This window comes from bacterium, from assembly GCA_021372615.1.
In the GTDB taxonomy this organism is placed as follows: domain Bacteria; phylum Armatimonadota; class Zipacnadia; order Zipacnadales; family UBA11051; genus JAJFUB01.
On sequence record JAJFUB010000010.1, the window covers coordinates 18,163 to 37,774 of the forward strand.

Below are 19,612 nucleotides of genomic sequence, written 5' to 3' on the forward strand. Positions count from 1 at the left end.
ACAGGAGAGGCCTCCATGCCGGGGCGGCGCTACCCCTACGCCGTCCCGTCCAGCACCGCCCCCTGCCGGCGCAGGGTCTCCTGCAGCAGCTCCACGGGCAGGTCCCGTACGTCATGCCAGCCGTGGGCGACACAGAGGGCCGCGGCCGTGCCGGCGGCTTGCCCGGTAGCCAGACACGTGCCCATCACGCGGGCGGAGCCGTTGGCCTCGCGGCTGGAGGACAGACAGCGCCCGGCGACCAGCACGTTAGCCAGGCCGCGGGGGATGAGGCAGCCCAGGGGAATGTCGTAGGATCGGCCGTTCCGGATCGGGAGACGCTTCTGGTAGGTGCCCGCCCCATGGATGTCCACATGGTGGCCGCCCCGGGCGACGACCTGAGGGGACTTCCGCCCCTCCAGTACTTCCTCGGTCGTCAGCACATGCTCGCCCACCACGCGCCGGGTCTCACGCACGCCGAGGCGCGGCGCCAGGCGTGTCAGCCCCGCCTCGGCAAAGCCAGGGACCTGCCGGTGGGCGAACTGCACGGCCGTTCGGACCTGCGCGGCGAGTTCGCCCTGCACCGCGCTCAGGGCCCGTGGGTCGGTCGCGTCCACATTCGCCACCCGGGTAGTGTTCAGCGTCACCTCGCGCCGCGCCAGCGAGGTGGGCGACATGAAGATGGCAGTGCAGGGGAACATCTCGCCGCTCCGTACGGCGCCGCCGAGCAGCTCACCCCCGGCGCTGAGGGCCACGTACGGGTATCCGGCCTCGTGCAGCGCCCGGGCGCAGTCCGCTCGCGAGGTCCCGATGACGGGGTTCTCAGCCAGGAGGGCCTCCTCCGGGTGGTCCCGGACGAAGTCCAGGAGGGCAGGGAAGTCCACCGGGCCCATCTGGAAGACCCAACTGACCGGCTGGAACTCCCCGTTCGGCCCGCCCTGCTCGCACTCGGCCCCGCAGGCAGCGGCGACGGCGGCATCGCCCGTGCAGTCCACGACCAGGTCCGTCCGCACGCGGGTCCGGATGCCACCGCAGGCCAGCAGCAGCTCGGTCGCCGTTCCTCCGGCACTCGCCGCGCCGCACAGGTGAGCGCCCGGGCGCAACTCGACCCCGTGGCGCGCCAACACCTCCAGGATGACCAGGCGGAGCACCTCGGGGTCCACACAGACGCCCCAGAGGGTCCGCCAGTCGCAGATGCAGCCCAGGTAGCCCTCCAGGCGCTTGCAGCCCTCCAGCAGCTCATCGAGCACCCCGCCGACGATCCACTCGCCCCGGGAGTTGCAGCAACCCAGGATGGGCAGCCCGCTGATCAGATCGCCCCCCACGAAGGTGTCGCGCTCCACCAGCAGCGTGCGGGCACCGTTGCCGGCGGCGGCGGCCGCAGCCGCCACACCGGCACTTCCAGCCCCGACGACAACGACCTGGTACTCATCATGCGTAGCGCCCATCCGGGCCCTCCTGCACCGTCTTGCGGCAGCCAGTGCCGCGCTCCCTCAGTCGGTGAGGTCACGCCGGGCACGGGCCACGACCTCGCCCACCTCGGCGACCAGCACCTCGTTCACTTTCGGCGGCGGGGCCGCCGCCAGGATCTTGCGCCACTTCGCGTCAGCGTGCTCGATGACTTCCCGGTCCCGCCGGCTCTCGGTCTCGCCGTCCTGCCATGCGCGGCGGTCCCAGAAACGCGGGCTCCACAGGCAACGCCAGTTCGCCAGCGTATGATCGTGCTGCAGGAACGATTTCCCCTCCCCACACCCCACGTCGGCGATGACTTCCAGCGCCAGCGTCTCGGGACTGACCGACAGACCCCGGAAGAAACGCCACGACCACTCGCTGTAGTCGAGATCCAGCATGGCCTGCGTCGGCGAGAACGCGCGGGCGCAGTCAATCGTGCCCAGGTGCAGCCCCAAGCCGACCGCGCAGCCGAAGACGGTGCGCTTGAAGCACTTCTCGAAGGCAGCCATCATGCCCGGCACCCGGGCCTCGGTGTAGCCGGCGCCGAGGTCGAGGGGCACGGTCTTGCCGTAGCGGAACAGGAAGGTGTCATGGATGGCGAGGTCTTGCAGGCAGGCTTCGGGAGCCCCGAAGCTGGCCCGGCCGGACCGCATGTCCAGGACGCCGCTGATGATCATTCCCGGCCCCGTCGGCTCATCAGGTGCGAGAGCCCTGGCGATCATCCAGCCGCCCAGCAGCTCCGCCACCCCCATCACGACCGTGCCCTCCGGTGTGACCGGCGCGTTGCCGCCCGCGATGGGCATGCTTGAGAAGCCCACAGCCCGGTAGCCGCGCTCGTGGAAGCCCTGGGCGATGTCGGCGGTGCGCGAGCCAAGACACAGGGGCGTGGTCAGACAGCCGCCGGCCTGGATGAAGGCGCCCTGTCGTCCCGTGTGCCGCTCGTAGAGCCGTGAGACCTCCACAAAGTACGGCACCTGCTCGGGCAGCCGCACCCCTGGCCAGCACGGCTTGGCTGTGTTGGCCAGGATCGTCTCGGCAGCCTCCAGGGCCTCCACCCGCTGGTTGGTCCTGGTATCCAGCACCGGCAGCCCCATGGCCGTGACCTCGGGAATCGCGTCCCCGAGCCGGATCATCTCAGCCTGGCCCTCCCGCCCCACCGCTACCTGCTGCTTGGTGGGCCAATCGTAGACGAAGAAGCAGTGCTCACCGTAGCCAACGCCGAAAGTCGTCGGCACCGACGGGGCGGTGATCGTCTCGGGGTGCGCGCGGTCGGCGGCCGTGCATTCCTCGATCAGTTCCGACGGGAAGCGCACCACCCCCGCCTCGTGGTCCACCTGCCACCCAAACGCCTCGCACCGGCCGAGCATCCACCGGTTGAGCACGCGCATCCCGACTCGCCCGAGCACCTCGCGCGCGGCCCGGTCGAGTCGCTCGGCCTCCTCCTGTGAGATGACCTCGATGCGTCCGGTGAGCATGGGGTGCCTCCGTGGGTGGAGCGCGGGCTTTCCAGCCCGCGAGCCGCGCTCCGACAGCTTCGCGTCACGGAGAGGCCTGACCTGCCCACGCCGGGCGGGCTGGACGCCTGCACTACGGGGCCGGCCTGGCAGAGGGGCCGACGCACCTTACGGGGAAGTGCACTCTACGCCAATCTGGAAGGGAAGAGTTGCCATGCGCCGGGCGCTTACCGTCGGCATCGCCCTGAGTATCGCCGTCGCCGCTCACGCCACCGTGGATGTCACGCTATCCGGGCCTCAGGTGACCAAGCTGGGTGACGGCCAGCAGCGTCTCATCAGCACCGTCACCTTCGGCAACGAGGTCACCGCGTACACGCTGGTCTACGACCGCAACACCCGCGACGACAAGCCCGGCGAGGCGACCTCCAACTGGTGGGGCTGGACCGCCGGCTTCATCCCCATCGGCATGACCCAGCCGTCCAACCCCAACTGGTACTGGCAGGCGTTCTTCAACTGGCGCTTCGGCGACGAGGACCTGTCCAAGCGGCCGGCGCAGGTGCGTGTCGTGCGGACCGGACAGGACGGCGTGGTGGAGTTCGCGTGGGACACGCCGCTGGTCAAGGCCAGTGTGTTCTTCGCCCTCCCCACCGGCAGTGACAAGCTCATGATGTTCGGCCGGTACGAGCCGAAGGCCCAGCTTGGGCCGTCGAAGCTCACGCTCTCGTGCTACCCCACCGGCTTCGAGCCGCCGCACAACCGGGCCGTGACCACGGCCCTGGGCACCCAGCAGGACGGCGCGCTCAAGACGCTGGACCTGACCAAGGAGCGCTGGGTGCTGTATGAGGACGTGACGCCCAACCGACCGGGCGCCGGCCCGGCCGGACTGTTGGTCGGCACTCCGGAGGCGTTCGATAGCATCTCCATGCCCGCTGGAGGCTACGGGATCGTCACGACCGCGGTGCTCAAGCCCGAGGCGCGCAGCTTCGCCCTGGGGCTGTACGACTTCCCGGCGCTGCCGGACTGCGAACAGACGCGGAGCTACTTCCGACAGTCCGCCGATGCCGAGGCCCTGGCGCTGGGCAGGGCGGCCGCCGCGGGGATCGAGCAGCCCCTGGCCGCGCTCCCGCTGGAAGCACAGCGCATGGCGACCATCCGGGTCGGGCAGGACAAGCTCCTCGAGCGCCCGGCCGAGACCTGGCGGCCCCTCAAGGGCGTGAGCTTCCCCTGGGTCGCCAAGCAGTCCGGGGGCCCGCTGAACGTGGCGCTATTCGTGCCCCGCTGGCGGGCGTGGGAGACAATGGTGCTGGCCGGCAGCATGGACCTGAACGTCCAGCACCTGTACTTCGACGGCTCGGGCGGGCTGTCCCTGACTGACTACTGGCCCTATGCCAGCACGACGGGCATCGGCCCCATACCCTACGGTGTCGCGATGCAGCGGGCCGTGCAGATGGCCCAGGACCCGGCCAGCGCGGTCTTCGTGATGGCGAGCGTGGCCGCCGTCGCCGTGCCCAGCATCGCCCGCCAGGAGATCATCAAGCAGGTGCAGGCCGGCAAGGGTCTCGTGCTGATCGGGAGCGGCGGCTGGCCCCAGGAGCTGTTCAAGACCCCGAACGAGGCCCTGGCTCAGCAGACGCTGGCCGGGCTGGCGTGGGAGAGTGTGCCGGGCTTCCGCGAGGGGGATCGCGGGCGCGGCGGGCCGCTGGTGCAGGCGTATGACGTCGGCCAGGGGCATGTCATCGTGCTGAACGTGCGGCCGACGACGTACGGGGTCCTCGTGCCCGCCAATGACGAGGTGGACTGGCGGCAGGGCACGATGGGGACGGCCATGGCGGTGGCCGCCCGAGCGCTGCAGGCGGCCGCCAACCGCCTGCCGCAGGTGAAGCTGCAGGTGGCGTACGAGGATCAGGGCACGCTCGTGGTGCGACCCGATCCGGCCCCGGCCAACGGCAAGGCGTACCTCGCCATGGTCAACGACCAGGATGAGCGCGTGGACGCCGATGAGCTCTTCGACGAATGGACGCCGCTGGTGGACGGCCAGATCAGATGCCGCCTGCAGCAGCCCCGCAACCGCGCCCACGTCGTCTTCGCGGCCATCGCCGATGCCACAGGCAGCACCGTGGCGTACGGCTCGGCCTACGTGCCGCCGGACCCGCACCTCTTCCCCACGGTCGAGGCGGTCAGTTTCGCGCCACTGGCGCCAGCGCCGGAGGGCGCCCTCACCCCGAAGGTGGCGCTGCCGCAGGGCGGGCCGCTGACGGTGACGGTGCAGATCAAGGGGGCTCCGGCCGGCGCGACGGTCCGGGGGGCGGTGGATGATGCGCTCGGGCGGGTGCTCACGGCGACCGGACCGGTGCCGCTGCAAAGCGGCCGGGCGACGCTGTCGCTGAAGCTGACCCGGCCCGTGACCGTGTGCCATGTGCTGCGCCTGTACGTGTGGAGCCAGCGCAACCTGCTGGTCGAGGAGAAGCGGCGCTTCACCGTGGCCCTCCCCTACCCCTACGACGACTTCACGGGGCTGCTGTGGAGCTACGCGGGCGGCGACCCGGTGCTGCGGCAGACCGACCGCCTGTGCTACGACTGGGGCGCCGACATGATGGACCTGTGCCACATGGGCGGCTACGAGGGCGCCCGGGCGGCCCGCGAGTACGAGCTGGCGGCCGAGTCGGGCCTGCGCGTGATCCCGTACGTGACGCGCATTGCCGGCGAGGGCAACGACAAGCACGAGCGCGTGCCCTGCCTGCACGACCCCAAGTACCTCGACAGCACCAATGGGAGCCTGGTGAAGACCTGCATGCAGGCCCAGGCCTTCAGCCCGGCAGCGTACACCCTCGGGGATGAGAACTACCTGTTCGAGGGCCAGGAAGTCTGCCACACCAGCTACAGCGTGGCGGCGTTCCAGCAGTGGCTGCAGGCCAAGTACGGAACGATTGAGGCTCTGAACGGGGCCTGGGCGGGCTGGAAGCCCGCACTACAGACCTCTGGGACCCCGCCGTACGCCAGCTTCGCGGACATCAGGATCCCGGCGCTCCTCGAGGAAGCGGCCAAGCAGGATGCCAGCTTCGCCCCGTGGCTGGACCACAAGCTCTTCATGTCGGAGGCCTTCTGCAACACCCACGACGTCTTCCGCACCACGATCCGCACCGTGGACCCGCAGGCCAAGGTCGGCTATGACGGCTTCCTGGGCTTCAACTGGCAGTCGGGCTATGACTTCGAGCGGCTGGCGCGGAACCTGGACATGAACCAGGTCTACACGGTCAGCTGGATTCAGGGCGAGCTGATGCGGGCCTTCAAGCAGCCGGGCTCCCTGACCGGCAAGTGGGGCAACTCCGACGCCGATGTCGAGGCCGGCTGGCACGCCTTCCCGTGGAGCTGCCTGCTGGATGACGACAACTCCGTGTGGTGGTGGACCTCGTTCGGATGTGACTACATCCCCTTCAACCCCGACCTGTCGCAGAGTCTCATGGGCAAGTGGTTCTTCGAGGCCCTGCGCGAGACCGCCAGCGGGCCCGGCAAGCTGCTGCTGCACGCCGACAGGGAGCTGTCGCCGGTGGCCGTCCTGCACTCGCAGACGGACTTCTACCTGACCAACATCGCCTATGCGGCGGGGTCGCGGTCACCGTTCGCGGCCGGCGGGCAGTACCTGAGCGAAGAGACCGGCATGATGCACGGCCTCCGCGACGTGGGGCTCCAGTACCGGAGCCTGACGCCCGGGCTGATGACCCGGGAGAACCTCGACCCGGCCAAGTGCAAGGCCTTCTTCCTGCCCTATGCCTCGTGCCTGTCGGACGCGCAGGTGGCGCTGTTGCGGGACTACGTGCAGCGGGGCGGGACGCTCGTAGCCGACGGACGGGCGGGGATGCTGACCGCCGAAGGCACGCTGCGCGACAGCCGCCCGCTGGATGACCTGTTCGGAGTGAAGAGCGAAAGCGGCCTGGAAGCCTTCAAGCGCGAGAGCGCCGGCGGGAAGGTGGCCATCGAGGGGACCCTCGACGGGGCCGCGACGGCGGTGCCGCTGAAGATCGAGGCCTTCGACGCGACCGTGCTGGAGCCGGGGGTGCAGGTCACAACCGGCACGGCGCTCGGCAAGACGGACAAGGCCCCCGTGCTGGTCGTCAACAAGGTCGGCAGCGGCCGGGCCGTCCTGCTCAACATGCCTGTCACCGCGATCAACACCGACCGCACCAAGCCCGGCCAGCAGCCGGCCGAGGCGATCGTGGCGGCCATCGCGCGCAGCGCCGGCGTGACCCCGCCGGCGACGGTCACGGGCGACCAGGGCCAGGCCCCGCTGTGCCTGAACACAGTGAGCTACCGCGAGGGCAGTCTGCGCTACCTGGCGATCATGCAGGACTTCCGCGTACGCGGCCTGCCCGAGCAGACCATCCATGTGAAGCTGCCCGCCCCCGCCTACGTCTACGACGTGCGGGCCGGGAAGATGCTCTTCAAGGGCCAGGGGCAGGAGTGGGACGCGCAGGTGGGGCGGGGCTATCCGCTGGTCTATGCGCTGCTGCCGTACCAGGTGGCGGCGGTCAAGCCCCAAGCCCTGGCAGCGGGTACGCGCGGCCAGGAGATCGCCGTGAAGGTGGCGGTCCAGGCCACGCAGCCGGCGGGCTTCCATGTGGTGCGGCTGGATGTGTTCGCACCCGGTCAGACGGCCCCGCACCGGCAGTACTCGCAGAACCTCGCCTGCGCGCAGGGGCAGGGCGCGGCCACGATCCCCTTCGCCGTCAGCGACCCGCAGGGCCTGTGGCGGCTGCTGTGGCGGGATGTGGCGACCGGCGTGACGGCCGAGAGCAAGCTGGTGGTGAAGTAGCGGCGCGGTCAGCGCGCGCTGAGCATCCCCACGAGGGCGCACCCGCGCTGGGTCGCGTCATCATCGAGCGCCACCCAGCGCCAGCCGACGCGCTGCATCACTTCGGCCAGGAACGGACGCAGCCCGACGAGCGCGCCGCCATGCACCACGACGGTGGGCTCGTCGGGCACGAGGCCGGCCCGGGCCAGGAGGGCCAGGCCCGCGCGCAAGTCCGCTACGACCGCCGTCAGGACCGCTTCGCGGTCTGGTGGGCCGGCGGCTCTCAGGACGTCCAGCAGCTCACCCACCGCCCAGCGGGGCAGGCGCCCCGGGAGGGTGGGACGCTGCCCGTCCAGCGCCTCCTGCAGGTACGGCCCCCAGCGGTAGCCGATGATCGAGACCATGGCCGCGTACGGCCCGGCGGCGGGAATGAAGCGCAGGTCGGGCCGGTCGGTCAGGGCGGCGGCCGGGGCGGTCAGCGACCAGAAGGTGGCCGTCGCCAGCCCCACATCGGCCCCGTTCCCGACGCCTGCGCCGTGGTGGCTCGCCTGTTCGTCGGTCCCCGCGAGATAGACATCCGTCTGTGGGTAGCGTCGGCACGGCCCCAGTGAGGCCCCCTCGGCCACGATCGGGGTAGCGGCCCACGGCGCCCACAGGTCGGTCCGCCGCGCCAGGCCGAGCGCCGACAGTTCCGAGGCGGTGACGGCCGCCTGCCCCGTCAGCCGCGACGCGACGAACCCCGGCACCGACAGCAGAGCGCGCACGTCGGTCCGCCCCGCGAGGACCTCGGGCAGGAGATCGGCCACCGCCACATCGCCGATGGGCAGGTCCAGCAGGCGCTCGTCATCCAGCAGCGCGTTCCCCGACACCCACAGCGGCTCCCCTGCCCCGTCCAGGAGCACCAGCCCCTCGCGGATGCTGGTCAGGCCGATGCGGTCCACCGGGAAGGCGGCCAGGATGTCGCCGACGGCCGTCTCCAGGTGGTCGCACAGGCCGAGGAAGCTCTCCACGGAGGCGGCGGACCCATCGTACGTCCCCACGCCCGAGGGCACGCGATCGCTGTGGCGAAGCCGGGGGCTGCCGTCGCTGCAGTCATACACGGCCAGCTTCGCCCAGCTTGTGCCGATGTCTACGGTCAGGATCCGCATGGGGCCTACTTCCGCTCCCAGGCGGCGACGGGCAGGAACTCCCAGGTCGTGCCGGGACGCGCCTCTACCCCCACACCGTCGCGCTTGGTGTACAGCTTGGTCTGCTCGCCGGCCGCTTCCACAGCACGGATGGGGTAGGCACGTTGGTGGGCGCCGTCCTGGACCAGCAGCGTCTGCCCCAACAGGCCCGCCGCGCTCTCCAGCTTCCCCTCCAGCACGTAGTGCGACTCCCCACGCCCGCTGGCGTTTTCCAGCACCTTGCCGCTGTAGAGCGCCGTCGGACAGGAGATGGTGGCCTCGGCCAGAGCCAGCTTGCTCCCGCCCACCAGACAGGCGGCTGTGGGCCGGTTGCCCTCGCCCAGCATCGCCGCCAGGCGGCCGTCCGTCGTCACCGGCCCCAGGGCCGTGGTGACGGTGAGAGCCTGGGGGCTCAGCATCGAGACCACCACGTCGGCGCCCAGCGTCGTCTGCACCTCGACGGCGACTGCACCCGCCGGGGCCCCCTCGGGCAGCGGCAGCGTCCGCACGGTCTGCACCAGCGGTGGCCCGGCGGCGCAGCCCGCGAAGACCGTCACGAACTGGTCGAGGCCCGGCCCGCGGGTGCTACGCACCAGGTAGGGCAGCCTGGCGCCGACATCGGTGTTGCGGTGGTCGCGCTGCCCCCAGCCGTCGCCCACCAGCACCGTCTCGCGGGGGCTGCCGGGGGCCAGGGCGAGGAAGGTGTAGCCCCCGTCGAGAGCCCAGGTGGCCCTCCAGGGCTCCCCGCCGGCGGCCTCGCGCGCGTTCTCCAGTTGCAGCCCTCCGTCAGTGATGGCAAAGGTCGCCTCGAAGCGGGTCCAGGCGTCGGTGGCGGCGACCTGCCGGATGGCCGTTGAGTGCCGATCCGCCGGGGAGGCGGGGTCGTTGGGCCACGTCGTGCAGTCCACGTTCACCGCCGGGGCGTTCCCCCGGAGCCAGAAGCGCACGACATACTTGCCGCTGGCGAGGCCCGGCAGCGCTCCGGTCCCCTTGTAGCCGTCGGACTCGCCGATCAGCAGCGCCACGTTCATGCGGCCCTTCGTGGCGCCGGTTTCCTGCGGCGACAGGGCCCGCACGCGAACGCAGTTCCCGCCGTCGCGCCCCGCCGCTGCCAGCCCCCAGTCGCCCTTGCCATCCCCGCTGTAGTAGCCCCAACCGGCCGGATGCGACCCGGGCGCACCCGTGCTGGGGGTGGAAGCCAGGTTCGGCCCCTCTTTGCCGTCGGGGAGCAGTTGATGGACCTCGGCGCCGTCCACGAGGACTTCACTCACCTGCGGCAGTTGCAGGCGAACGGCGAAGGGCACGGGACGCGCTACCGGGGCGAAGGGAGCCAGTTGCAGCCCGGCGATCTGGACGTCGGTATTCGGCCCGTGGAACACGTACTGGCGCTGCGAGCCGCCCTGGGCACGGAAGATGTCCACGAGGTACGAACCGGCCGCGCCGTGGTCCACCTGCACGCAGGTGCGGCGGTAGACCGTCGCCGCCTCGTAGGCGGTGGACGAGGCCTCCATGGCCTTCACGCGCGGGGTGGTGGCGAAGAGGTGGAAGCTCCCACCGCGTCCGCCGCCGCGCTGGTTGGCGCCATCGAGGAGCACCGTGTCGTGCGACAGCGTCTTGCGCGTCTGGAAGGAGTCCGGGTGATCCCACAGGTAGCCCAGGTCCGACAGCAGCTCCCGGCCGTCCTTCCAGTAGTACAGGTCGAGGCTGTCAGAGTGGTGGTGGCCACCGTAGTCGCTGGCGTTGAGCAGTGCCATGCTGTCACGGCCGCTGGGGCCGGTGCGCAGGTAGCCCTGAGCCAGGAAGGGGAAGACGATGTCAGGCAGGACGAACGGCTCCCCGGTGCGCGTGTCCAGCCCCGGCTCGCGGTAGAAGATCGCCTGATCGGGCGAGCCGGAAGCCAGCTCCTTGCCGGCCAGCTCTTTGAGCAGCGCCAGGTGCTGAGCGGTGGGGTACTCGGCGGCGATCAGCTCGGCGTAGCTTGCCCCCAGGGATGACGTGCGGTACGAGTCGGCCTGCGGCGCCCAGCGCAGGTTGCCCTGCAGCGTCCAGATCAGACTTTGCCAGCAGTCGCCGTAGCGGGTGTCGCGGCAGGCGTTGAAGTGGTCCAGCCGAGCCTCGCCCGCCGGGGGCGTGTAGCCGGGCGGGTCCGAGACGTCGCGGAACAGCAGCCCGAAGTCGTCAATCCCGCCCATGGTCATCATGGCATAGGCCGGCGACTCGGAGGTCCCGCCGTCGGGCAGGAACCAGTCCTCCACGGTCTTGCGGAAGCCATCGAGGCCGAAGTGCACGAGCGGTGGATAGCCCACGCACATGCCCACCATCGCGGCCCCGGCGCGATTCCCCACCGACTTGTTGTTGATGGCGCTGTCACAGACGGCCAGGTATGCGCCCTCGAGCAGCACCTCGCGCTCGAGGCGCTCCCGCTCCTGCGGGGAGTACACCGGGGCGCCCCCTTCGGTCGCCGTGCAGGTTAGGTCATAGGCCTGGGTGACCGTGGACACCCACGAGCCGTCCATGCCGGAGGTGCCGATGCGACTGGCCGCCCAGTAGCCGGCCCACAGCTTGCGGTCCGGCTTGTTGGGCGGGTAGGCCAGCTCATCGGTCGGCAGGTTGCCGATGCGCTCGGCGGCCACACGCGGGTCGCAGTCGGCATATTCCCCGTAGCAGTAGCCGGCCCGGACGAGGTACTTGGGCAGGACCTCGGCAAAGCGCAGCAGGATCGTCTTGGTCGCGCGCGCGAACTTCGCCTCGCCGGTGAGGGCATAGGCCCGCGCCAGCGTCCGCAACTGGCCGGTCACGTAGCTGATCTTCCGGGAGCGAATGATGCCGGTGAAGCTGGGGCGCGTGGTGTAGCCGAAGCACTTGAACGTGTCGCCCCCGTAGAAGCCGAACTTCTGCTCCGGGTCCCAGGTGCTCTGCAGGACGACGCTCTCGGGGAACTCGCTGCTGGGGAACACGGTCTTGCAGACCTGGCAGGTGAGCTGGTTGGGGCTGCTGACCGACCAGGACCACTGGCCGCTGGGATGCCACGGGAGACCTTTGGCGCGGCAGGCCGGGCACGGGCCCGTGCAGCCGGGCGTGGTGCGCTCGACCAGGGTCGTCAGGTACTCGGGGGTCAGCAGCGGCACAATCTCGTCGGCGGCGGCCCGCTGAGACTCCATGTAGCTCTTCGCCCACGCGTAGCGGGCGATGTTGTCCTTCGCCCGGGCCAGGTCCTCGGCTTTGATGGTCGTGATCGGGTGCGTCACCGGGAAGCGATGGGCTTGCCAGTCGGCGAAGTCCAGGGCAGGCGAACGTTGCGCTGACACAATACTCACCGTCGCAAGCAGAATGGCGGCCCACAGGGCGATTCGGCGGTCCGGGCGGCAGAGGTCGGCCATGATTCGTGTCCCCGCGTGGTGCGGCGTGGCTGGTGATGCTGCCCGCCAGTTCACCGCCACCGGTGCGCGCTCCTGCCCGGAAGGGATGGGGGTCGGTCGCGGGCAATCTACGCGGACCGGCCGGGGCAGCTCGTCCGCTGCCCGGTCGGTCACGACGCCACTGGACCGGAGGATGTCATGCTAGCCGCTGTACTCCACGACTTTGGGCAGCTTGTCCTTGAGGAAGTGCCCACGCCTCGGCCCGGACCGGGCCAGGTCGTTGTCCGCATCAAGTCCTGTGGCATCTGCGCCACCGACTACAAGGCTTTCCGAGGCATTCGCCGCAATGTCCAGTTCCCGTCCATCCAGGGCCATGAACCTGCCGGGATCGTCGCCGAGATCGGGGCCAACGTGACCGGGTTCGCCGAGGGCGACGAGGTGGTCGTGCAGCCCAGTGGCTTCTGCGGCGTATGCGCCAACTGCCGGTCGGGCAACACCCACTACTGCGCCCACTCGTACACCACCGGCGGCGACGGCCCGGACGATACCCGCCCCGGCAGCTTCGCCGAGTACCTGCTGACGGAAGCCAACACGCTTTACCACAAGCCGGCCCACCTCAGCTTCGATGCGGCGTGCCAGACCGAGCCGGTCAGCGGGGCGTGGAAGGGCATCATCCGCATGTCGGAGATGCAGGTCGGCGACGACGTGGTCATCATCGGCACCGGCGGGATCGGGATGTACTGCCTGATGGTCGCCCGGGCGGCCGGCGCGGGACGGCTGATCGCCGTGGACATGAGCGACTACGCCCTGGCCACGGCCCGGAAGCTGGGCGCCACCCACACGATCAACCCGCGGGAGGGTGACGCGAAGCAGGCCGTCCATGACATCCTGCCCGATGGTCCGGACCTGGTCGTCGAGGCCGCCGGGCCGATTGAGGCGGTCAGGCTCATGGTCAGCCTGCTGCGGCGCGGCACGCGCTGGAACGTGTTCGGGATCACCACCCACGAGACGTTCGAGCTGGATGGCGGCCTGGCGCACTTCCTGGAGGCGCGCATGGATGCCAGCTTCGGCACGAACCCGATGGCGATGCAGCGGGCGCTGCGGCTGATCGGCGCGGGCCTGGTGGACCCCGAGCAGGTGATCTCCCACCGCTTCCCGCTGACCGAGATTCACCGGGCGATGGAGACGATGGGCACACCGGAGCGGAACAAGGTCGTCGTGAACCCGTAAGGGGTCGCGTCAGGAGGCGTAAGGTGTCACACATGCAGGAATTCGCCGGGCGCGTCGCGGTCGTCACCGGCGGCAGCGACGGCCTGGGGTTGGACTTCTGCCGGGCGCTGGTCGAGGCGGGCGCGGAGGTGTACTTCTGCGCGCGCCACGGTGCGCGCGGGGAGGCGGCGGCGCAGAGCCTGGGGCCGCGCGCACACTTCGTGCCAGGCGACATGGCTGACCCCGCCTCGGTCGAGGCCTTCGCCGCAGCCGTCCGCGAGGCGGCCGGGCATGTGGACTACCTCATCAACAATGTCGCCCTGGATGATCGCATTGAGCTGGATGAGCTGACGGCCGAGGTGTGCGACCGGATGTGGCAGGTGAACCTGCGGTCGTACCTGCTCGTGGCGCAGGCGTTCGTGGGCCTGCTGCGGGCGGGGGCGGGCAAGAGCATCGTCAACATCTGCACCACCAACTACATGCTGGGGCTGGCCCCGTTCACGCTCTACAACGCCACCAAGAGCGGCGTGGTGGGCTTCACGCGCTCCCTGGCCCGCGAGTTGGGCCCCGAGGGCATCCGCGCCAACACCGTCAGCCCCGGCTGGGTGATGACCGAGAAGCAGCTGCGTGTGCACGTGACCCCCCAGGACCAGGCTGACCTCCTGGAGGCGCAGGCGCTGAAGTTCCTGCTGGAGCCCCGTCACATCACCCCCGCGGTGATGTTCCTGCTCAGCTCGGCTGCCGCCGCCATCACGGGCCAGAACCTCGTGGTGGACGCCGGCAAGGTCATGCAATAGCCGCCCCACCGGAGAAGCACGGAATGACTGTCGGCGCCGCGCTGCTGGGGATGCTCCTGCCCTTCATGCAGCCTGTCTCGGGGCTGATCGCTGACCCCGGCGGGCCCGCGCAGGCAGCGTACCTGATCGTGGCCGCCGACGCCTTCGCCGGCGACTGCAACGCGCTCCTGGCCCATCGGGCCGCCGGGGGCCGCAGCGTCGGCCTGGTGCGCTTTGCGGATGTGCGGCGGACGTGGCCGGGGCGCAGCGGCCCGGAGGCCCTTGTGGCGTGTCTGCGCCACGCCCAGGCTGACTGGGGCACCCGCTTTGTGCTGCTGGTGGGTGATGCCGCCGGGCCGCCGGAGTGCGTCATCCCCTGGTGCACCGGGCCCGCGGCGTATGTCAGCAACCAGTTCCTGTCAAGCCGCGATCTGGCCCATGACTGGGACTACGCCACGCTGGGGGGGCCGGAGCCGGTGCTGCATGTCGGCCGCTTTCCCGTCCAGACGCGCGCCGAGTTGGCGGTGATGGTCGCCAAGACCATCGCCTACGAGACGACGCTGCCAGCCGGGGAATGGCAGGCGCGGTTGCGCCTCGTGGCAGGGCCCTTCGGCGGCGCGCCGATGATTGACCGGGTGCTGGAGACGCAGCTCACGCGCCTGTTGGCTGACAACGTGCCGCCCGCGTACGACCTGGAAGTCGCCTACGCCAATCCCACTTCGCCGTATTGCCCCTATCCGCCGCTGTTCCATGACAACGCCGTGCGCATGCTGAACGAGGGGGCGCTGCTGTACTGCTATGCGGGGCATGGGACGCGGCACGGCCTGGACAGCACCACCTGGAACCAGCGGACCATCCCGTTCCTGGAGGCCGGGCAGGCGGGTGAGGTGGCGGTGACAGCGGGGCTGCCGGTGATGGCGGCGATGGCGTGCTGGACGGCGGCCCTGGATACGGAGGGGGGAGACTGCCTGGCCGAGGCGCTGCTGAAGCGCCTGGCGGGGCCGGTGGCGTATCTGGGCGCGACGCGCATCTGCCAGCCGTACGGGAATGCGCTGCTGGGGCGGGCGCTGGTGGGCACGATCTTCTCGGCGGAGTACCCGACCCTCGGGGAGGCCGTGACGGAGGCCGAGCGGGGCCTCCTGGCCCCGGAGGCGTCCGAGGCACGGCGGCAACTTGATGCCCTGGCAGCCATGGTGCAGGGCGCCCCGGCGCTTGAGCCGATTCGCCGTGACACCGTGCGGCACTACGTGCTGCTGGGGGATCCCGCCCTGGTGCTGCGTCGCCCGGGGCCGCTGGCGGACCTGCAGGCCACGCCGGACGGGGCCGGGGTGCTCGTGCAGTGTGCCGCGCCCTTCGCCCGAGAGGCCCGGGTGAGCCTCCGCGTTCCCGCCGACCGTCCGGCCCACGCCGTACCCCCGGCGCCCAGACCTGACGCTCCAGACTTCGCCACGGCGATGATGGCCCGCTACCGGGCGGCCAATGACCGCATCCTGACCTCCATGGCGCCCGTTCTCGACCACGGGGCAATCCAGGTGCGGCTGCCGCTGGTCGCCGACTTCACCGGCGGGACGGTGTTCGCCCGCGTCGTCGCCTGGGACGACCGGACCGCCGCCGTCGGGGCGGCGCCGCTGACGTTCCCCGCCGCGCCCCACTGATCTCCCCGTCGCTCACGTGCCGATCACGCCGTCCTGGGGTTGGGGCCGCCTGAGGTGAGGCCGCCGAACTGCAGCTCGTGGAGGCGATAGTACGCGCCGCGTGCCTGCAGCAACTCCTGGTGCGTCCCCTGCTCCACGATGCGCCCGTTCTCGATCACCAGGATGCGGCTGGCGTTGCGGATGGTGCTGAGGCGGTGGGCGATGACAAAGGCCGTGCGGCCCTGCATCAGGCGCAGCATGGCTTCCTGGATGTTCAGCTCCGTGCGGGTGTCTACGCTGCTGGTCGCCTCATCCAGGATGAGCACGCGAGGGTCGGCCAGCACCGCCCGGGCGATGGCCAAAAGCTGCCGCTGGCCCTGGCTGAGGCTGCCGCCGGCTTCGCTCAGGACCGTATCGTAGCCGCGCGGCAGGCGACGGATGAACCCGTCGGCATTGGCCAGCGCGGCCGCCTCCTCGACCTCGGCGTCGGTGGCGTCGAGACGGCCGTAGCGGATGTTCTCGCGCACGGTGTCGGCCAACAGGAACGTGTCCTGCAGCACCACGCCCAGGGCGCCGCGCAGGTCGGCCCGGCGTATCTGCCGCAGATCATGGCCGTCGAGGCGGATGGCGCCGCTCTGGACGTCGTAGAAGCGGCTGAGCAGGTTGATGATGGTGGTCTTGCCGGCGCCGGTGCTGCCGACCAGGGCGATGGTCCGGCCCGCCGGGGCGGTGAAGGTCACATCCCGCAGGACGGGCTTGTCGGGCTCGTAACCGAAGTCCACATGGTCGAACTCCACCTCGCCGCGCACGTCGTCGAGGGCCACTGCCCCGGGGGCGTCGGCGGTCTCGGGGGTCTCGTCGAGCAGGCCAAAGACGCGCTCGGCCCCGGCGATGGCCGACTGCACGGTGCCCCACAGGTTGGCGAGCTGGTTGAGCGGGCGCGTGAAGTGCTGCGCGTAGTTGATGAAGGCGGCGACGATCCCGATGGTGGCCCAGCCGCGCAGGACCATCCAGACGCCGGCGGCCGAGACCACAGCGAAGGTGATGTTGCGCGACATGTTCATCGCCGGGCCCATGCTGCCGATGAGGATGCCGGCGGCGGTGGCGCTGCGGCGCAGGTTGTCGTTGGCTTCGTCGAAGGCGGCGACGGCGCGGCCCTCGCCCCGGTAGGCGATGACGGCTTGCTGGCCGCTGATCGTCTCCTCGATGAGCCCCCCAAGCTCACCCAGGTGCCGCTGCCGGTCGCGGTAGCGCTGGCGGCTCATGGTGGAGATGATGTGGGTGAACAGGAAGACCAGCGGTGTGGTGGCAGCCGTCACGAGCGCCAGGCGCCAGTTGAGCCAGGCCATGGCCGCCCCCGCGCCCAGGACCGTGAGGACGCTGGAGATGAGCTGGGTCGCGGTCTGTGCCAGGGCATTGTTGACCGCGTCCGTGTCGTTGGTGAGGCGGCTCATGACCTCCCCGTGCGGGTGGGTGTCGAAGTACCGCAGGGGCAGGCTGGCGAGCCGGGAGAAGATGTCACGGCGCAAGTCCCGCAGCGTGCGCTGCGAGAGATGGATCATGAGCACGGTCTGGGCCCAGGTGCCCAGCGAGGACAGGACCTGCGAGCCGATCATCAGCCAGACCACGACGAACAGGTCGCCCATCCGCCCCGGGGCGATGCAGCGGTCGAAGGCCACACTGATGAGATACGGGTTCAGCAGCGTCAGGCCCGTGCCGATCACGACGAGCAGCGTGACCCAGAGCAGACCGACCCAGTAGCGGCCCAGGTATCCCCAGAGCCGCCGCACGACGGCCGGCACGTTCTCGGCCCGAGACACCTCGCCCATCATGCGCCCCGGCCCGCGCCCCGGGCCCGGCCCCATCATCTCGTGCAGCCCCTTGACCTCGCGCCGGCTAGACATGGGCCGCCCCCGTCTCGCCAAGCTGCGACCGGACGATGTCCTGGTAGACCGGGCTGGTCGCCAGCAGCTCCTGGTGTGTCCCCTGGGCGGCGATCACGCCGTCCTCCAACACGAGAATGCAATCGGCCGTGAGCACCGAGGCGATGCGCTGGGCTACCACCACGCGCGTGCAGGCCCGGCCCGGCCGATTGAGGGCCTGCACCAGACGGGCCTCCGTCGCGGCATCCAGGGCGCTGGAGCAGTCGTCGAGGATCAGCACCGCCGGTCGGCAGACCAGAGCGCGCGCAATGGCCAGCCGCTGCCGCTGGCCTCCGGACAGATTGACCCCACGCTGCCCGAGGACCGTGTCGTAGCCCTCCGGCAGGGCGAGGATGAAGTCATGGGCCTGGGCGTCGCGCGCGGCCTGCTCGACCTCCGCGTCGCTGGCGTCCGGGTGGCCGAGCCGGATGGTGTCGCGGACGGTGCCGGAGAAGAGGATTGTCTCCTGCAACACCATGACGACGTCGCGGCGCAGGTCGTCCTGCCGCACATCGCGGACATCCACACTGTCCACAAGCACCCGGCCCTCGGTCACGTCGAAGAAGCGCGGGATCAGTTGCACCAGTGTGGACTTGCCCGAGCCGGTTGCCCCCACGACGGCCACGGTCTGTCCCGGCTCGGCGACGAAGGACACGCCGCGCAGCACGGGCTCCGCCTCTTCGCCGTCGTAGCTGAAGTGCACATCGTCGAACTCGACTCTGCCGCACGTCAGCTCACGCGGCGCGGCGTCCGGGAGGTCGCGCACTTCCGGCTCGGAGTGCAGGACGCCGAGGATGCGCTCGGCCGAGGCGTCGGCCTGCGCCACCCGCATGACGAGCATCCCGACCATCATGAGCGAGGAGAGCATCTGGAGCAGGTAGTTGATGAAGGCGAGCAGTTGGCCGATATGTGCGCGCCCGGCGTGCACCTGCCAGCCGCCGAACCAGATGACGCCGACCGTGCCCAGATTGATGAGCAGCATCATGATGGGCATGACGGTCGCGACGAGGGTGGAGGCGCGCACCGAGGCGGCCATGTAGTCCTCGTTGCGGTCGCCGAAGCGCGCCTGCTCGTGATCCTCGCGAACGAAGGCCTTGACCACCCGCACGCCCGCTAGGTTCTCCTGCATGACGGTGTTGACGCGGTCGAGGCGGTCCTGCAACGCCAGGAACAGCGCATGACCGCGGCGGCTGACGGTGGTGAGCGTCAGCAGCAGCAGCGGGCTGAGCGCCACGAGCAGCAGCGAGAGCTGGGGGTCGGTGAGGATCGCCATGATGAGGCTGCCCACGACCAGCAGCGGGGCGCGGACGAGCACGCGCATGAACATCTGCGCCGCTTCCTGCACCTGGTCCACGTCGTTCGTCAGCCGGGTGATGAGGCGGCCGGTCTCCAGCTGCTCGAGGTTGCCGAAGGAGAGTGACTGGATCTTGCGGAACAGCGCCCCCCGGATGTCGGCGCCGAAGCCCAGGCCAGCGATGGTGGCGAACACCCCGCAGGCGACGCCGCCGATGAGCCCGATCACGCCGACGCCGATCATCCAGCCGCCGGTGTGCAGCACCAGGGGCAGATCGCCGCGGGCCAGACCGACATCCACGATGGTCTGCAGCAGGCGCGGCTGGGCGAGGTCCGCGGCCACTTCCACCGCCATGAACAGCGGGGCCAGCACGGCGGCCACCCAGTACGCCCGCATATAGGTGATAAGTCGCGACAGGGAACTCACGAGACTACTCAGTCCGATCCTGATATTATGGATACCAAACTATTTTAGGCATCAACCTCTTAGCTGTCAACAATACTTTGGCATCTTCTGAGGCCCGTGCCGTCTGGTACCGACTTACGGAGGTTCGCGCTAGAACAGGCGGCGGGTGGCGGGGG

10 protein-coding genes are annotated in these 19,612 nt (G+C 70.3%); 4 read left to right on the forward strand and 6 right to left on the reverse strand.

Features of this window, described 5'->3' with window-relative positions:
* Positions 1-35: 35 nt before the first annotated feature.
* Together LLH23_00745 and LLH23_00750 are read right to left on the reverse strand one after the other, a co-directional pair.
* A complete protein-coding gene (locus tag LLH23_00745; GenBank protein ID MCE5237003.1) occupies positions 36-1,424 on the reverse strand; it encodes an FAD-dependent oxidoreductase in 1,389 nt (462 codons plus the stop codon).
* Positions 1,425-1,469: 45 nt separating this feature from the next.
* A complete protein-coding gene (locus LLH23_00750; protein MCE5237004.1) occupies positions 1,470-2,903 on the reverse strand; it encodes a trimethylamine methyltransferase family protein in 1,434 nt (477 codons plus the stop codon).
* Between the two features lie 193 nt (positions 2,904-3,096).
* Between LLH23_00750 and LLH23_00755 the strand changes: the two genes are divergently transcribed.
* Complete coding sequence (locus LLH23_00755) at positions 3,097-7,692, forward strand: beta-galactosidase (protein MCE5237005.1); 4,596 nt, start codon at positions 3,097-3,099, stop codon at positions 7,690-7,692.
* An 8-nt stretch (positions 7,693-7,700) separates the two neighbouring features.
* Here LLH23_00755 and LLH23_00760 read toward each other — a convergent pair whose 3' ends face one another.
* Positions 7,701-8,819, reverse strand: a complete 1,119-nt coding sequence (locus LLH23_00760; protein ID MCE5237006.1) for a hypothetical protein — start codon at positions 8,817-8,819, stop codon at positions 7,701-7,703.
* Between the two features lie 5 nt (positions 8,820-8,824).
* Positions 8,825-12,217, reverse strand: coding sequence for a heparinase II/III-family protein (locus tag LLH23_00765; protein ID MCE5237007.1), 3,393 nt, complete (start codon positions 12,215-12,217; stop codon positions 8,825-8,827).
* Between the two features lie 177 nt (positions 12,218-12,394).
* On the opposite strand from LLH23_00765, the gene LLH23_00770 reads away from it, so the two are divergent.
* From LLH23_00770 to LLH23_00780, 3 genes are read left to right on the forward strand one after another with little or no spacing between them, the layout of a single operon-like run.
* Complete coding sequence (locus tag LLH23_00770; GenBank protein MCE5237008.1) at positions 12,395-13,426, forward strand: alcohol dehydrogenase catalytic domain-containing protein; 1,032 nt, start codon at positions 12,395-12,397, stop codon at positions 13,424-13,426.
* Between the two features lie 32 nt (positions 13,427-13,458).
* A complete protein-coding gene (locus LLH23_00775; protein MCE5237009.1) occupies positions 13,459-14,202 on the forward strand; it encodes an SDR family oxidoreductase in 744 nt (247 codons plus the stop codon).
* 23 nt (positions 14,203-14,225) lie between these two features.
* Positions 14,226-15,836, forward strand: a complete 1,611-nt coding sequence (locus LLH23_00780) for a C25 family cysteine peptidase (GenBank protein ID MCE5237010.1) — start codon at positions 14,226-14,228, stop codon at positions 15,834-15,836.
* A gap of 23 nt (positions 15,837-15,859) precedes the next feature.
* Here LLH23_00780 and LLH23_00785 read toward each other — a convergent pair whose 3' ends face one another.
* A complete protein-coding gene (locus LLH23_00785) occupies positions 15,860-17,719 on the reverse strand; it encodes an ABC transporter ATP-binding protein/permease (protein MCE5237011.1) in 1,860 nt (619 codons plus the stop codon).
* On the reverse strand, positions 17,712-19,427 hold the full coding sequence (locus LLH23_00790) for an ABC transporter ATP-binding protein/permease (GenBank protein ID MCE5237012.1): 1,716 nt from the start codon (positions 19,425-19,427) through the stop codon (positions 17,712-17,714). Before LLH23_00790 ends, LLH23_00785 begins: the two co-directional genes overlap by 8 nt.
* Positions 19,428-19,612: the final 185 nt, after the last annotated feature.

Bases quoted from the DNA above. Each gene is read 5' to 3' on its own strand.
- LLH23_00745 (MCE5237003.1), bottom strand. From the start codon at position 1,424: ATGGGCGCTACGCATGATGAGTACCAGGTCGTTGTCGTCGGGGCTGGA.
- LLH23_00750 (MCE5237004.1), bottom strand. From the start codon at position 2,903: ATGCTCACCGGACGCATCGAGGTCATCTCACAGGAGGAGGCCGAGCGA.
- LLH23_00755 (MCE5237005.1), top strand. From the start codon at position 3,097: ATGCGCCGGGCGCTTACCGTCGGCATCGCCCTGAGTATCGCCGTCGCC.
- LLH23_00760 (MCE5237006.1), bottom strand. From the start codon at position 8,819: ATGCGGATCCTGACCGTAGACATCGGCACAAGCTGGGCGAAGCTGGCC.
- LLH23_00765 (MCE5237007.1), bottom strand. From the start codon at position 12,217: ATGGCCGACCTCTGCCGCCCGGACCGCCGAATCGCCCTGTGGGCCGCC.
- LLH23_00770 (MCE5237008.1), top strand. From the start codon at position 12,395: ATGCTAGCCGCTGTACTCCACGACTTTGGGCAGCTTGTCCTTGAGGAA.
- LLH23_00775 (MCE5237009.1), top strand. From the start codon at position 13,459: ATGCAGGAATTCGCCGGGCGCGTCGCGGTCGTCACCGGCGGCAGCGAC.
- LLH23_00780 (MCE5237010.1), top strand. From the start codon at position 14,226: ATGACTGTCGGCGCCGCGCTGCTGGGGATGCTCCTGCCCTTCATGCAG.
- LLH23_00785 (MCE5237011.1), bottom strand. From the start codon at position 17,719: ATGTCTAGCCGGCGCGAGGTCAAGGGGCTGCACGAGATGATGGGGCCG.
- LLH23_00790 (MCE5237012.1), bottom strand. From the start codon at position 19,427: ATGCGGGCGTACTGGGTGGCCGCCGTGCTGGCCCCGCTGTTCATGGCG.